This window comes from Nonomuraea sp. NPDC051298 (assembly GCF_055586305.1).
This window is the reverse complement of record NZ_JBVJIM010000039.1, coordinates 38,097-53,123: the sequence shown is the minus strand read 5'-3', so window position 1 is coordinate 53,123 and position 15,027 is coordinate 38,097. Positions and strand designations below refer to the sequence as shown.

Below are 15,027 nucleotides of genomic sequence, written 5' to 3'. Positions count from 1 at the left end.
GGCTCAACGACAACACCGGCCAGCCGATCAAGCGATCCCTGATCGCCTACGACCACTAACCGTAGCCATCCCCCTTGGCATCAATCATCTAGGCGGGGCAGGCAGGCACCGGCCTGATCCGAGTGACAGCCTTCAACTGGACGATCTGGTGATCCGTACCGACCTTGATGATCAGTCCGTCGCCTGCGGTGTCAACAAGCGAGCCGCACAACCGGCCGCCGGCCGACTCCACCACGATCAGTGGGGCATTGAGCGCTGCCTTCGGTCCAAGCCAGGACAGGCCGAGCGCGAGCGCGACCACCGTCACTCCGGACACGGTAAGCACCCGCGCCCTGACGATAGCGTCCTGCACTCGTTCGACCTCGCCGCGCGTCCAGTCGCGCAGGTCCTCGCCGGTGAGCAACGTCTGGTCCGACGGGGAGCCGGAGGCAGCGCCCACTGCGGTCAGTGTCGCCCAGACCATCAGGCCGAGTGCGATGGCGAGGAGCAGCGGCACCAGCCAGAAGAATGGCTGTGCCAGCGCGTCGATGGTCTCTCTGCCCTTGACGACGAGCACCGCCGCTAGGAGCGTTGTGATCCCGGCCAGCCCGGTTCTCCAGCTCTCTGCCTGCTTTCTGGCGATCTCCAGTTGCTGGAAACGCAGTTGCTGAGCACGTTGCGCCCAGCGCCACAGGTCAACGCTCACGAGGGCAACTCCACCTGCCAGTACGCACCGCACCCGAGATCCCAAGCGGCGTCGGGACGATGGGGGTGCATGTACCCGCACTCGCAGTAGACGGTACGCGGACCGCTCGGTTTGGCCTTCTCCTGTCGCTTGAACACGCCCTTGCTCCCCGCTATCCCGTAAGTCCAGGGAGAGGCGGTTCTGCCGAGGCAGGCCGGACAGGTCCCCACAACCTCCAGGTCGCCAGCGGCCGCTTCGGTTACAGTGAACCCCTTCTCTTGCAGGCCGCGGTCGGTGAGCTGGTAGTCGATGACTTGGTGGTTTTCGATTTCAGCCAAGAAGCTCCTCCTCTGGAAGGGTGAGGCAGAACAGGGCCGTGTAGCGTCGCAAGCGGTCGCACACCTGAGCAGGGGATTCTTCGAGTTGGTCGGCCGCTTGGGTCAGGTGATGCATGGTGACGGTAGGACCGATGGCGGGGGCATGGCCGTCGAGGTGGACCGTGAGCGCGAGCAGGTCCTGCCAGTACACAATCGCGTCAGGGCAGGCATCGGCCGGGTAATCGAGGGTGAGTCCCAGCGTCTCGAGCCTACGCAGCCGCTCATCGGCCTTCGTGACCGGCCAGCCATAACGTCCGGCGATCCGCACCAGGTCGAGCGCGGCCACCCGCCGAAGAGCCGGGCCTTGGGTGAGGTCACCATTGATCGTAAACAGCAGGTAGGCGTCATAGACGTCGGGGTAGTAGCCGTCCAAGCTCTCCATTGCCCGCTCGTCTGGGGCAGGAACAGGTGCACCGAGCCCCCGGTAGGGGACCAAAGCCTTGAGGAACTCGCCCAGCGTTTGGCCTGCGTCGAGTGCGCCCCAGACAATCTCACCGGGGGCGAGATGCCAGTCCGATTCCAACCGACTTGGCCATCGGTCACCTGCCAGCGCGTAGCCCTGCTCGTCTGTCGGAATGAGAACGGATTCCTCGCAAGCTTCCGGAGGAAGCCGGATCCCTGGAAAGATGGACAACACATGCTCGCGCGCCTCGGCGATCGAACAATGGAGGAGTCGGGCCACCCGAAACAGTTCGGCGGGCGCGATCAACTCGGCCCTGACAAAGGGTAGGAGCGAGCGAGCTGTCGCAACCAAGCGTCCTTCCCTGTTCCCTCGGCCACACAACACCCACATCAGCTCCGTGACCACTGACGTGCGATTGCACAACACTTGCCGCCCGTACCTGCCTCGATGCCGAAGATCACCATCGATCAGCTCCAGTTCCGCCTCGCCGGGAGCTATGTCGGGCAGCCCGGCTATGTCGGGTAGCGCCAACAGGCCAGTCGCAGCAAGCCTGGCCAATCCCGCGTGCGCCTCGTGCACGGTGATCCCCGCCCTGGCGGCGATCACCACGAGATGCAAGGGCTCGAGTTGCAGGCCCGCGTACTCCACCTGGCGCAACGCTTCGACCTCCAACAGGTCCAACTCCTGGGGGTAGCGGGCGCGCTCAGCAACCTCGACGCCCAATGGCCGAAGCCTGTCGCACATCAGCAGAACCTGGTCGACAGTCCTGCCCGTGTCTGCGGCGATCTCGACCAGCAGAGCGGGGCATATGGTTATGTCGCCCGATAACTCCTGCCAAGTGGTCCGCCATGCCAACAGAGTGTCGGCCGCTGTGCAGGTGTAATCGGCAAGCGGCCCAAGCTCCAGTTCCGGGGGTGCCCAGCCCTCGGGCGCCAGGGCAGCCGCTCGGACAAGCACCTGCCCGAGCGGCTGGTCTAGTGCGTTGGACGCCTTCACCAGGAGGTGGGCGATGTACCGTCGCGAGGGCTCGCCCGAAGGGAACCACGCGGCCAAGGCCCAGAACAATGGGAGGGTCTTGTCATCGAAGCTGTGCCTTACGGGCGGGATATCGCGCGTCGCTGTGATGTCGAGACCGGTGATCGCGTAACGTCGCAGACGCTTCAGTCGTGTGGCGACATCCTCATCCTCGTCGGCAAGGGCTTGGACGAGCTCACTGACCTTGAGGGGCAGATCGGACCTGAAGCTCTCTAAACGCTTCAACAGGTCTGCGTCCATGGGACCCAGTGTGGGAAAGCCGGTGGGATCCTCGGTTGCCGCCTTGACGCGCGTACCGGTCGGCCGAGTGCCCGCGTGACGAATCCAGGCACCAACCCGCCATGCAGCGAACCATCGGGCGTGGAACATTCCCCACCCCACGGGGTCAAGGAGCCGTTCGTCAGCTGGCAGGCAACCGAGCGCCGGCGAGCGGACGACAGCCCCACCGGCCAGGGCACCCCCTACGGGAAGCTGCCCACTGGTTCGGACGATGTGGTCGAAGATGTGCTGAGCCACCTGCGGGGCCGAGTCCGTCACCTCCCATAACCACGTCAGCGTGAGCCCTGGCCAGGACATCAGGGCGGGAAGCGAGCGCTCGATCTCTGCCTCCACCCAGTTCTTATCCCACTTACTCAGTTCTTTGCGGCTAACGCTGAACTGGGGGCGTCTCATATCCCTGAGGTTCACTACCAGGCCGAAGATCTCCTCGTTCGTACGAACGCCGTCGGCGATCAATCCCCCTTCCCCCGACACCCACCAAAGATCGTCTCCGCACCGCAATGACTCCACCGTCTCGTCTTGGTAGCGCAGTTGCCCCGGTTCCCATGTTTCAGCGCCCACCCCGTCTTCGACCGCCTCGACCGCAAATTCCGCCACCCACAACAGCTGCCGCAACGTACGCAGGACCGAGATGTCCTCATCGCCCGTCAGGTACAGGCGCACCATCGTGCCGCCCTCCGGCATCCCCGACGCCGACGGGGTGATCTGGAGCAGGCTGCCGCTGCTGGCGATGTGCACGTGGTAGGCCTGCTGCGACACGATCGCATTCCTGCCGACCGGCCGGGTGACCACGGTGATCTCGTCGGCCAGCATGAAGTAGCTGAACACCCCAACCCCGAACTGGCTGTTGGATACCATCCGCAGTGGTGGAACGACGCTCTGCCAGTCGGCCTGCTCCGCGCGGTACTCCTGCCGGTACACGAAGCGCTCCCCAGCGCTGGCGAACACATGCAGTAGCGTGTCGGGATCCATGCCAACACCGTTGTCGGTGCACTCGATGTACGCGCGGCCCTCGTCCACGCCTTGGCGGAACGTAATCCGTCCCTGCCAGGTCCCCGACGGCACCTTCTTCGAGCGCAGGAAATCGATCCTGGTGCGCCGGTAACGGCACGCATCCAGCGCGTTCTGGTAGACCTCGCGGATGGCCATCGCCGGATCGTCATAGAGTTGGCGCCCCATGAGGAGCTCGCGGACCTTCTCCTCGGCCAGCCGGAACGTGGTGACCGGCGTGGCGTAGGCAGGTTCCTCGCCGCGTTGCTCGGGCCGCAGGCCCTCGGTAGTAACCCGCTCTGGGAGTGCCTTGGCCAGTTCCTGTGCCATTGGAAGGCGCTCGCGTACAGTTTCCACTGCCTCCGTCGCCCGGTCGGCCAGGTCCTGCATGGCCAAGTGGAGTGCCGGGTGATCGCAGATAAAGTACAGGTCGAGCTGATCCTCCGACCGCCTCCAGTCGAGCCGCTCCGCAGCCGATCTGACGGTTGCCAGGGGCAGCTCGAGTCGCGTGCCAAGATGGTCGGCGATGACCGAGGGCATCCGGCGGGCGTCGGCCGCTAGGAGCCCGGCCAGCCACGCAACCGATGCGAGCCCGCGCCACCGGTCGTCCACGTAGACCTTCCGGAGCTGTTCATGCACCTGATGGTCGACCGGGTCGGCGCCTACCGCTCGGACGACGGCCTCGACCAGTTTGGCCAGCTCGCCCGATGTAGTGGCAGGGCAGAGGTCGTTGAGCAGGGATACCCCGTCGTTGAAAGCCCGTTCTGCGTCCGGGCCACGCCAGAGCGACGATCCGGCCGCTAGCCACTGGTGGACCAGCCACATGGCCAGCGCGTCCCTAGCCTCGTGCTCGCCTCGAGCTGCCAAACCCTCGGCGCGTTGCACCAGGTGCTGGTGCATCTCGTGAGTCACTTCGAGGTCGCTGCGCGGACCGCTGACGTATGTTCGCTCAAAGTTAGTGGGCGCGATGCGTGCCGCCTGGCGTACCCCCTCCGCCATGACCCGCTCGCGCAGGAATGGCGCGGACACCAGCATGGCCACCTCGGCCAGGGAGAGCTCCACGGACTCTGTCAGCAGAAGCGGGACTCGGTCGAGGACGCGGACTGGGTAGTTCTGGTCGGTCCAAGGGTCGTCGATGCCGGTAGATTGCAGCAGTTCGGTCCTGGCCTCGCCGCACCGGCGCGCACACCTGTCCACAACGTCCTTCACGGTGTCACGGACCGCAGAGATATCATCGAGATTCGCCTGGGCGCGGTTCCACAACGGCGTTGACTCCACCGCCCTGCGCCAGGCGACGGTCAGTTCGTCGCCGTCGCACACGGCCACGTCGCCCCCGGGCAGTGTGGCCCCCACGAAGTGGGCCTCGGGTTCCTGCCTGTTGTGGCTCAGGCCGGTTTTGCGTGCCATCTGTCGTTGAACGTCGTCCAGGACCTGCCGCAACGTACGCGCTGGATTACGGCGGTCAAGCGTCTGGGCCAGCGCCTGAGAGAAGAAACTGCCTGACTCACCATAGTGGCAGCGCTGTCCTGCCCCACAGCCCGTGACTACAACGAAGTCACCGCCCTGTAGGTAGGGCAGCATGCCGCCGCGCACGCCAGGCGCGTGCGCCTGAGCGGGGTCGTCCCTACACGCGTCGACGAAGAAGATGACCAGCTTGGCCCGGCACTTCTGCACCTGAGGGGGGACGAGGGGGACGAGGTCCTCGGCGGAGGGTGCGGCCGCCCCGGGATCGCGGTCGGCGTCGCTGGGGACCAAGTAGTCGGTGCCGTTGACGGTGATGCCGTGCCCGGAGAAGTAGAGGAGCAGGACACCGCCGTCGGGGACTGTCTCACACGCGCGTTTGATGCGGTTTCTTATGCGGTTGCTGGTGGGCTCTTCTGGCCCCTCTACGCCGAAGGTCTCTACGCTGGCGTACCCCGATTGGTCGAGCGACTGGCGCATTGCGCGTACGTCCATTCTGACGATGTCGCCGATGTCGGTGAACGCCGCGTCGTCGCACCGGGGGACACCGATCAGCAAGGCATGGCGCACCGTCATGCGAATACCATGCCATGCCGATTCACCGCTGTACGAGAGAAGTCGGGGTCGTGGTTCGGTGTTCGACAGGGGCGCGCATGATGATAGAGGTATCGGTGTGACCCAGGTGAAGATCTGTTCGAGGAGGGGTACCAGGTGGGGCGGATTCCGTTACGGCGGTATGTAGCTGGCGGATGGACTGGAGTCGTTCCCTGGGGATCGCCTCCGCCGGGTGGTTGAGCATGAGTTTGAACGGGCAAAGTGCGGTGAGTCGAGACTTGGCTGCTTACCCGACGGCCTAGTTCGTCGGATTCGTCTGTCTCATCGATGAAGCTCGGACCTTGCATGCTGAGCCTCGGTATGGATCGGTTGATTGAAGCGTTCGGATCTGTGGACGTGGGGCTAATTGCCGAACGGCCCGTCTTTTAGGACCTCTCCGAGGATTACCAGCAAGTCTTGTCGAGTCTCGGCAATTTGGTAATATAGCTCGTCGCGATTCTCTGATACTAGTTGATTCTCCCATTCGGATATTGCAGACAGATGGTTGTTTGCCGCCTCGATGACACGGTCGGAGCCACTCCTGTACATGTGTACGTGAAGTTGCTGACTGAATTCGTCGTGTGCTGCGGCAAAGGCGAGCTTCCTTGTAAATACGCTTCCCATCGTTCGGAATTGCGAGCCAATAGACTTGGCCTGGCGCCTTGTTGCCCTAGCATTGAGCATGAACCTCCTGAAGAGCGTCTTTGTCTCCTCTCTTGTTAAGTCGTCCCTCAGGTCTCCGGTTGCCGCATGCGTGTCGTAAACAAAGTGTTGAAGCTTGAAAAGTGCTGTACTTATGGGTTTCGTTGGCCGGGAGTCCCAGAATTCATAGTCCCCATCGCGCTCTCGTCGAATATTTTCTTGCTTAATCTTTGAGCTAAAATCTACGACTATCTCTTGTAGTTTAAGTAGGGCATCCCTGTGGATCTCAAAATTCTTTGAGTGAAATTGTTCCTTTCTTGCCTCTCGTTCGCGCCGCAATGCTCTCCGGTCTGTGAGCGATTGGCCGAGCATAGTAAGAACAGCTCCAGCTATGAGGGAAGCAACCGGCACGAGCGTCGCAACCCAGTCGTCCCAGGCGGGCGCGAACACGTTCGGCAGGCTGAAGATCAGCGCCACGGCCAGGGCCGGCACGCCGCCGTTGACCGCGAAGGGCAGCACCACCGCGACCCCGAACAGGTAGCCGCCGACGAACGGGCCGATCAGCTCGTTGCCCGCCACTTCGGCGTTGACCAGACGTCCGCTCGCCCGTTCGAGGTCGGTGTCGGCCACGAGGGGAGGCAGCATCGTGGCGGTGGCGGTGTCGCACAGGGTCTCACCCACGCCGGCACAGGAACGCCACCGCGTAGATCCACGCGACGGTGGCGTTCCCGGTGGCCGCGGCCACGATCAGCGCGCCCAGCGCCACCGTGCGCCCGCAGTCGACCCGTTGGTGATCCGCAACTTCGACGACAACATCGAGGCGATGGAGAAGATCGCCGGCATCGGCCGCGCCAATCTGAAGGAACTGCCGGAGGAAGAGCGGGCCTAACTGCTGGAGGCCGCCGTTCGGCGGGTGCTGGCGGCGGTCCCGAGCTCTCAGGGCCGCCCGTCCTGGCTGTCACCCGCCTATCCGTCCACACCGTGTTCGGTAGCCCCGGCGGTCGTGCCGCTGGACACGCTCGGCGCCGAGCGTGCGCTCCTCGACGGCTTCCGCGTCAGGCGCCGGCTCTTCCCCCCAGGTCAAGGGGTGCGGACTCGCGTGCCCAGATGTCGGCGAGGGTCTCACGTCTGCGCACCAGCCGCGCGTCGCCATTCTTCAGGTACACCACCGCCGGCCGGGGCAGGGCGTTGAACTGGGTTGACAGCACCTCGCAGTAGGCGCCCTGATTCAGCAGCGCCAGCAGGTCGCCTTCGCGCACGTCGGGGAGGCCGATGTCCTCGGCGATGCTGTCGTAGGCGCAGGTGGGACCCACCAGTTCCGTCGGTGTCGGGTGTTGGCGGGCGTCCGGCGGGTATCCGACGGCCACCACCGGATGGCCGACCCGGTTGAGCCCGCGTCCGGCGAACATCGTCATCGCGGCGTCGAGCGTGACGTAACGCCGTTCCCTGGGGTGGGTCACGTCCTTCACGTCCTGCACGCCGGTGAGCAGGATCACCGCGTCGGCCACGTGGAACCCGCCGGTCTCGAACTGCACGACCGGGTTCCAGTCCGCCCGCGCGAGTCCGGCCGCGACGGCCTCCGCGTAGTCCTCGGGACGTGGCAGCGCCCGGAACTCCCCGTCGGCGCCGTTCCCCGGCGTGGACAGGTACACCGAGCGGCCGGAGCGGAGCCCGCCGCCGAGGTCGATCCGCTGGGGGACCACTCCGCACCGGTCGCGTAGGAGCCGGGCGAACTCCACGACCTCCTGGGCGCAGAGGGTCTGGTGCATGAGCTGGCGCTCGGCGGTGAAGTCGGCGCGGTACCCGGGAAATCCGGCGTGGTGGCTGAGCCCGACGAACTCCAGATGCTCGGACGCGACGACGGCTCGTACGACGGCCTCGGCGTCGCCGCTCTCCACACTCGACCCGAACTTCCCCTCGGCGACGCGCAACGTCCGCTCGTAGCTGGGGTCGTTCTCCAGCAGGCGGGCGTAGGAGAGCTTGAGCCGTACGGCGCACCGCACCCGGGTGCCGTGCCGGCTCGCCAGCGACTCCAGCCGGTTCACCTCGGCGATCGAGTCGACGTTGATCTGCCACACGCCCAGGCGGACGGCGGCGGTGAGGTAGCTCGGCGACTTCCCGTTACCGTTGACGATCACCTGGTCCGCCGGTACGCCGGCAGCCACGGCGAGGGCCAGCTCGTATTCGGAGCTGCAGTCCAGTGCCGCGCCGAGCCCGGCCATGGTCCGCACGACCGCCTGGTTGTTGTTCGCTTTCATGGAGTACGCGATCACCGGCTTGGCCAGCCGCACGCCGAGCGCGTTCTCCAGCGTGCGGTAGTTCTGTTCGAGCTGGGACCCGGAGATCGCCCAGGTGGGTGTGCCATGGAGGGCGGCCAGGCCGGCCAGGTCGACGCCGTCGAACGTGACGGAGCCGTCCGCGGCGTGTACCAGCGACGGGGGTACGGGGGACAGGTCGGTCGTGGTCACGGGGCACCATTCTCGGGAGTACGGGGTTGAGGAGGTCAGCGGCCTACGTGTCGTCCGGCATTGAACGGCGGCATCGCGTCGGGGTCGATGGCGACGTCGATCACGGTGGGGCCGTCTTGGGCGAAGGCCGCGCGCAGGGCACCGGACAGTTCGCTGGGATCGGTCACCCGTCTGCCCGGGATGCCCACCGCCGAAGCGAGGCGATCGTGCCGGACGTCGGCGAAGTCCAGCCAGCGCGGGCGTCTGTCGTTCAGGTCGTGCCACAGGCGCTGGTAGGCGAAGCAGCCGTTGTTGAGCACCACGACGACGACTGGCAGCCGCTCCCGTGCCAGGGTCTCCAGTTCGCCCCAGCCGAATCCCATGCCGCCGTCGCCGACGATGGCCACCACCCGCCGGCCTGGGTGGGCGACCTGCGCTCCGATGGCTCCTGGGAGACCGAACCCGAGGGTCCCCGCCGCGCGTCCGTAGGTGATGGCGGAGACGTCCCTGCCGACGTTCAGCGCGCTGAGCGCCCACATGCTGGAGTATCCGGCGTCGCAGACGGCCAGCGCGTCCTTCGGGAGGACGGCACGCAGTTCGGCGTACACGCGCGCGGGTGAGAGGAGCGGGCCGGCCGACGCCAGGGCGGCTTGGGAGGCTTCCACCTCCGCCCACCTCCGGCTCAGCTCCCCGGTGACCGCCGATGGGTCCCGGGACGCGCCCTGGACGGCGGCCAGTTCCCTGTTGATCGCTTCCAGGGCCGCGCGGGCGTCCGCGGCGATCGGGAACTGGTCTCGAGGCGAGCGGGCCAAGCGGTCCGGATCCACGTCGACGCGGATGACGACGGCCCCCGGGCCAGGCAGCCGGCCGCCGTCGGTGGTGGCGCCGTCGAGATCCGATCCGACCACGAGCACGACGTCCGCGGACGCGAGCCACGGGTTGGCAACGCTGCCGGATCCGCCGGGGCCGTCGCTCATGAACCCCGCGACACCGGCGTAGAGGGGATGGGTCTCCGCGATGACTCCTCGGGCCATCGCCGTCAGGGTGATCGGAGCGGCCAGCCTTTCGGCCAGTTCGGTGGCGGCGGCTCCGGCCCCGGCTATGCGGGCCCCGTTGCCGAGCAGTACCACGGGTGCGCGGGCCTGGCCGAGCATCGTGGCCGCCTGGGCCGCTATCGCCGGCGCGATGCCGGCGGGGGCGGCGAACGGCGCGTTGCGCGACGTCCGGTCCGGCTCGACGGCGGCGCCGAGCACGTCATTGGGCAGGGCGACCAGCACGGGGCCGGGGCAGCCGCTGACCGAGGTGCGCAGGGCCCTGGCCACCGCCGGCGCCACGTCGGCGGCACGTTCGGGGCGTACCGCCCACTTGACGATGGGCGCGGCCACACCCAGCATGTCGACCTCTTGGAAGGCCCCGCGCCCGCGTACCGTGGTCTCGACGTCGCTGACGAGCGCGACGAGGGGTGAGTTCGCCTCCCGCGCCTCGAACAGCGCGGTGGTCAGGTTGAGCGCGCCGGGACCGTGGATGCCGCACGCGACGGCCGGTCGCCGGGTGAGCCGGGCGACGGCGTCCGCGGCGAAGCCCGCCGACCGTTCGTCCCGCATGATCACCGGCCGGATGATCTCCGGGTCGATCGCCTCGTACAGCCACTCCGGGGAATCCTGGCCGAAGATCTCGGTCACTCCGTGGCGGCGCAACTCGTCCGCGACGGAGTGACCGGCGTTGCGCGCGCCGCTCTCAGACATGGGCCGCCGCCCATGGCGACCGGGTGGTGCCGGCCTTCGTCGGCGTGAGGTGACGAACGGTCATCTGGTCAAGGTCTCCTTCGGGTCCGGGCGCGCCGGACCCCTCGTGTCCACTTCCGCCCCGTGAGGGCGGCAAGGCTTCGCCGCCATGTCCGACATGTGCGATATATCTGACAAAAGGGATAGTTGGCTGCAATCGCTGTCGCTCAGGAGTCGAGGAAACGGCGCAGCACGTTCTCGGTGATGAGTGAGACGTTGTTGTCGTAGTCGTGGTGGGAAAGGCTGCCCACCCAGTCGATCGAGCCGACCGAGAACACCAAGCCGCCTTCCGGCGTCTCGAAGAACGTGAGGTCGGCACGCACGTCGGCGCACTCGGTGCCGCCCTGTCCCGGCTTCATCGCCAGCACCTCTTCGACGACATGCTGGAAGAGGTCGCTGTGCGCGCCCTGGGACGTGGCGAGCACGAGGGCGTGCGGTGGCGTGCCGAGCGAGACGTCCGCCCGGTCCACCTCCTCGCCCGCGGCGCCACCCCCGTTGTTACCGAAATCGCCGATCGGCTCGTCGAGACTGACGCCCTCGAAGACGAAGGCGGCGCGTGGATCCCGGCTCGCCGGCGTGGGGTGGTAGGGCACCGAGGGGCCGCCTCCCTGTGCGGTGAAACCGACGCCGGCGAGGCGTTGCGGCGCTCGCCCGCGGTGCCGCCACAGCCCGCCCGGTTCCCCGTTGGAATGGTGCTCTTCGCCCGGCGGGCTTGCCCACGCCCGCGTGCCCGCGTGGCCGCGCCGGATCTCGATCACGTGCGGGCGATCGGGAAGGACCGTCGTGACCCAGTAGAACCCGTTGCCGCCGAGGTACATCAGGCGGCCACCGGTGTCCGTGTAGTCCGTCAGTGCGTCGAGCATCTCCTCGCTGACGTACTCGGGGTGCATGCCGGTCAAGACCACGGTGTACCGCCGCAGCAGCTCGGCGCCCTCCTCGTGGAGATCGTCATCCGTGATTACGTCGTAGTCGACGCCCCGCGCGTGCAACCAGTCGAGGAGATACATGTCCCCGCTGAAACACCACCCCCCGCCACCACTCAGGAACCAGCGGTAGGTGGGTTGCACGTTGAGCATCGGCCGCAGCCGTGAGACGTGCGCGACACCGGAGCCGTCGGAGTGCAGGTTGTAGAGCGACCGCCCGAGGTCTCCGCTCCGCTCCCCGATGAACGAGTCGATCTCGTCGAGTTCGACCTCCGCGAATCCGGTCATCTCCCGCATGCGCGCCGGGTTCTGCTGGATGTTCGAGTACGCCATGTAGGTGAACGTCGAGGCCAGGAAGGCGACCCGCCGCCCGGCGCCCCCTCTCGGCGGGCGTACGAAGAAGACGACGTAGTACTCCTCGTCGTCCGAGTTGAGCCTCGCGGCGTAGGCTCCGCTGGGCAGGTTGTTCGGCACCTCGTAGGAGAAGGCCGGCTCCCACTGGGCGTCGTCGAGGTCGTCGTCGTGGAAGTGGATCGCGCCGTACTCCTCCGGCGCCAGACGGTGATCGCGGTATCTCCCGGTCCACCGGTGTCCGGTCACGGCGCGCAGGGGCGAGTTGACCGTTTCGCCGTGGAAGCCTCGACCCGAGACGTCGGTGATCCGGCGATGCTCCAGGTCCAGGCTGAAGTCCCAGTCGGCTACGACGCTCTGGGCCGCGATCCGCCTGCCGTCCGCGCCCTCGCCCAGCAGGGCCATCTCATCGGCCGTCATCGCGCGATCGAGCACGCACGGACTGTCGATCTTGCCGTTGAAGCCGCCCTCCACGCGGGGACGCGGCCGCTCTCCCTGCGCGCAGGAGAGCGTGTCGCCGCCGATCAGAACGGGTGCGTCGCCCTCCACCCGAGGTTGGGCGGCGATGTCCCACGTCCCGGCGGCGCGGTCGGGGTCACCGGCGTAGCGCCGCTCGGGCCGCTGGAGGAGGCGGACTGTGCCGTGGTCGAAATCGACCGCCGCCGCCACCAGATACCAGTGCCCGGCCAGCAGCGGGACTCCCGTACTGACCAGGGCGCCGCTGGCCCGGCAGGCGAGCGCGCCCGTCTCGTCGAGCAGCAGCCCGAAGCCCTCCCCCTTCGCTAGGATCCCCGAGCGCCGCCCGCGGCCGTGCGCGGTCGGGCAGACCCAGACCTGAACGGTGAAGCCGCGCCCGGTCAGCAACCGGCCGCCGTCGGGGACCACGGCGTAGGAACCCGGCCGCAGTTCCTGGACGCCACCCGGATGGACACCGTCGAGGGCGGCGCCGACGTGCTCGTAGCGGAACGTCTCGGCCGCGCCGCCGGTGCGCGGGCCGCCACGGGTCAGCCTGACGATCTCGGCCCGGTATTGGGCGGGCTCCGAGCTCACCATGAACGTGATCGCCTCGCCGGGAGCGACCGACCAGCGATCGGCATAGCCCATGAGCCGCCCGGTACGGCGTAGCGCGGGGAACGCGGTCATCCGCGCAGACCTCCGTCCACTCGAATCACCTGGCCGGTGATGTAGTCCGACAGATTCGTGGCGAGGAACTCGAGCACGCCGGCGCAGTCCTCCACGGTGCCGAGCCGCCTCAACGCGATGTCTCGCGTCAGTTCGTCGAGGCCCTGCCGGCGCATCTTCGGCAGCAGCCGTCCGGTGCCGATCGCGCCCGGCGCGATCACGTTCGCGGTGATGCCCTCCGGGCCCAGTTCCTGGGCCAGGGATCGGGTGTACATGATGACCGCCGCCTTCGCCGCGGCGTAGTGGGCGTACCCGCCGTCCGCGCGAGGCTCCAGCCCCGAGACCGACGACACGTTCACGATCTTGCCCGAGCGCTGCCCGCGCATGACCTCGGCGACCGGCACACAGGTGTTGACGGTGGTCAGCAGGTTGCCGTCGAAGACGGCGGTGAGCTGGTCGAGGTCGAGGCGCGAGGCGGTGTTCCCCGACAGGTCGCCGGTGCCGCCGCCGGCGTTGCACACGCAGACGTCCACGCGGCCGAAGACCTCCGCGACCTGCCTGACCATCCGCGAGGCCGCCCCCGCGTCGCTCAGGTCGGCTTCGATCGCCAGCGCGTGGCCACCCAGCGCCTCGATCTCCTCGGCGGTGCCGGCGGCGGTCATCAGCTCGCGCTCGGCCGCGAACTCCTCGTAGGAGTGCAGGTCACGGTCCACCACCGCGACGGCCGCGCCCAGCCGTGCCAGTCGCAGCGCGTAGCCGCGCCCGATGCCGCGTCCCGCGCCGGTGACGATCGCCACCTGGCCGGTGAGCGCGGCGCTCACGAGGCCACCTGCCGGGCCGGGGTTTCCCCCGCGAGCAGGACGGCGTCCGCGCAGTGCCACGACAGCCGGACCCGGTCGCCACGGGTGATGGCGGGGTCCGCCTCCGCGGCGCCGACCCGGGCCTGGCGGAGGCTGCCGTCGGGTAGCTCGACAAGGTACCTGCGCCCGGATCCCAGGTAGATCACGTCCTGGACGATGCCGGTGAGCACATTGTGGCCGGAGTCCAGCCTGGGATCCTCGGCCGCTTCGTCGCTCGTGACGCGCATGCGTTCGGGACGGATGACGACGGCGGCGCGCGCGCCGGTGTGAAGACCGGCCCTGCCCGACAGCACGATGGGCCGGTTCTCGTCCGTGACGAGCCGTGCGACCCCGCCGTCGTCCTGGAGGACGCCGTGGAAGATGTTCGACTCGCCCATGAACTGAGCCACGTGGACGGACTCCGGGCGCTCGTACAGCTCCTCGGCGGTGCCGATCTGCCTGATCCGGCCCTCGTCGTAGATGGCGATGCGATTGCTCATCACCAGCGCCTCTTCCTGGTCGTGCGTGACGTAGCAGATCGTGATGCCGAGTTCACGGTGGATCCGCATGATCTCCAGTTGGAGCGCCTCGCGGAGCTTCTTGTCGAGCGCGCCCATCGGCTCGTCCATCAGCAGGACCTGAGGTTCGAAGACGATCGCCCGGGCGAGCGCCACCCGCTGCTGCTGCCCGCCGGAGAGCTGGCGCGGGTAGCGGTCGCCCATGCCCTCCAGGCAAACGGTGGCCAGCGCCTCCGCCACCCGCGCGCGCCGTGCCGCCTTCGCGATGCCGCGCACCTGTAGCGGGAAGGCGATGTTCTGCTCGGCCGTCAGGTGCGGGAAGAGCGCGTAATTCTGGAAGACGACGCCGATGTCCCTGCGGTGCGCGGGAAGCCTGGTAATGGCCCGGTCGTGCAGCCGGACCTCGCCGGAATCCGGTTCGACGAAACCGGCGATGATCTTCAGGGTCGTCGTCTTGCCGGAGCCGGAGGCCCCCAGCATCGTCAGGAACTCGCCCGGAGCGATCGTTATGGAGACATCGTCCACCGCGTGGACCCTGCCGTAGCGTTTGCCGATCCCCCGCAGTTCGAGCCGGCCGGATGACGTCGTTCTGGTCATG

The 15,027-nt window shown here is 67.5% G+C and carries 10 protein-coding genes; 1 reads left to right on the top strand and 9 read right to left on the bottom strand.

Features of this window, described 5'->3' with window-relative positions:
- Nucleotides 1-88: 88 nt before the first annotated feature.
- The 4 genes from ACZ6S0_RS50045 to ACZ6S0_RS50030 all read right to left on the bottom strand — a co-directional run bounded on the left by ACZ6S0_RS50045 (nt 89) and on the right by ACZ6S0_RS50030 (nt 7,075).
- On the bottom strand, nt 89-685 hold the full coding sequence (locus ACZ6S0_RS50045) for a hypothetical protein (protein WP_465927711.1): 597 nt from the start codon (nt 683-685) through the stop codon (nt 89-91).
- The gene (locus ACZ6S0_RS50040; RefSeq protein ID WP_465927710.1) at nt 682-1,002 is read right to left on the bottom strand and encodes a hypothetical protein; all 321 of its coding nucleotides are present in this window, start codon (nt 1,000-1,002) and stop codon (nt 682-684) included. The genes ACZ6S0_RS50045 and ACZ6S0_RS50040 overlap by 4 nt, the downstream gene beginning before the upstream one ends.
- Complete coding sequence (locus ACZ6S0_RS50035; protein ID WP_465927708.1) at nt 995-5,785, bottom strand: HD domain-containing protein; 4,791 nt, start codon at nt 5,783-5,785, stop codon at nt 995-997. Before ACZ6S0_RS50035 ends, ACZ6S0_RS50040 begins: the two co-directional genes overlap by 8 nt.
- Nucleotides 5,786-6,166: 381 nt before the next feature.
- Nucleotides 6,167-7,075: a hypothetical protein gene (locus ACZ6S0_RS50030; RefSeq protein ID WP_465927706.1), complete on the bottom strand. Its 909-nt coding sequence runs from the start codon at nt 7,073-7,075 to the stop codon at nt 6,167-6,169.
- Between the two features lie 16 nt (nt 7,076-7,091).
- Here ACZ6S0_RS50030 and ACZ6S0_RS50025 point away from each other — a divergent pair, with 16 nt between their 5' ends.
- Complete coding sequence (locus ACZ6S0_RS50025) at nt 7,092-7,334, top strand: hypothetical protein (RefSeq protein ID WP_465927704.1); 243 nt, start codon at nt 7,092-7,094, stop codon at nt 7,332-7,334.
- 166 nt (nt 7,335-7,500) lie between these two features.
- Here the strand turns inward: ACZ6S0_RS50025 and ACZ6S0_RS50020 are convergent, their stop codons facing one another.
- From ACZ6S0_RS50020 to ACZ6S0_RS50000, 5 genes are all read right to left on the bottom strand, one after another.
- Nucleotides 7,501-8,913, bottom strand: coding sequence for a diaminopimelate decarboxylase family protein (locus ACZ6S0_RS50020; protein ID WP_465927702.1), 1,413 nt, complete (start codon nt 8,911-8,913; stop codon nt 7,501-7,503).
- A 35-nt stretch (nt 8,914-8,948) separates the two neighbouring features.
- The gene (locus tag ACZ6S0_RS50015) at nt 8,949-10,637 is read right to left on the bottom strand and encodes a thiamine pyrophosphate-binding protein (protein WP_465927700.1); all 1,689 of its coding nucleotides are present in this window, start codon (nt 10,635-10,637) and stop codon (nt 8,949-8,951) included.
- A 206-nt stretch (nt 10,638-10,843) separates the two neighbouring features.
- Nucleotides 10,844-13,093 carry a N,N-dimethylformamidase beta subunit family domain-containing protein gene (locus ACZ6S0_RS50010; protein ID WP_465927698.1) on the bottom strand — a complete coding sequence of 750 codons (2,250 nt, stop codon included), beginning with the start codon at nt 13,091-13,093 and terminating at the stop codon, nt 10,844-10,846.
- A complete protein-coding gene (locus ACZ6S0_RS50005) occupies nt 13,090-13,893 on the bottom strand; it encodes an SDR family NAD(P)-dependent oxidoreductase (protein WP_465927696.1) in 804 nt (267 codons plus the stop codon). Before ACZ6S0_RS50005 ends, ACZ6S0_RS50010 begins: the two co-directional genes overlap by 4 nt.
- Entirely contained in the window at nt 13,890-15,026 is a 1,137-nt protein-coding gene (locus ACZ6S0_RS50000; protein ID WP_465927694.1) for an ABC transporter ATP-binding protein, read from the bottom strand. Before ACZ6S0_RS50000 ends, ACZ6S0_RS50005 begins: the two co-directional genes overlap by 4 nt.
- Nucleotide 15,027: the final 1 nt, after the last annotated feature.

Bases quoted from the DNA above. Each gene is read 5' to 3' on its own strand.
- ACZ6S0_RS50035 (WP_465927708.1), bottom strand. From the start codon at position 5,785: ATGACGGTGCGCCATGCCTTGCTGATCGGTGTCCCCCGGTGCGACGAC.
- ACZ6S0_RS50015 (WP_465927700.1), bottom strand. From the start codon at position 10,637: ATGTCTGAGAGCGGCGCGCGCAACGCCGGTCACTCCGTCGCGGACGAG.
- ACZ6S0_RS50010 (WP_465927698.1), bottom strand. From the start codon at position 13,093: ATGACCGCGTTCCCCGCGCTACGCCGTACCGGGCGGCTCATGGGCTAT.
- ACZ6S0_RS50000 (WP_465927694.1), bottom strand. From the start codon at position 15,026: ATGACCAGAACGACGTCATCCGGCCGGCTCGAACTGCGGGGGATCGGC.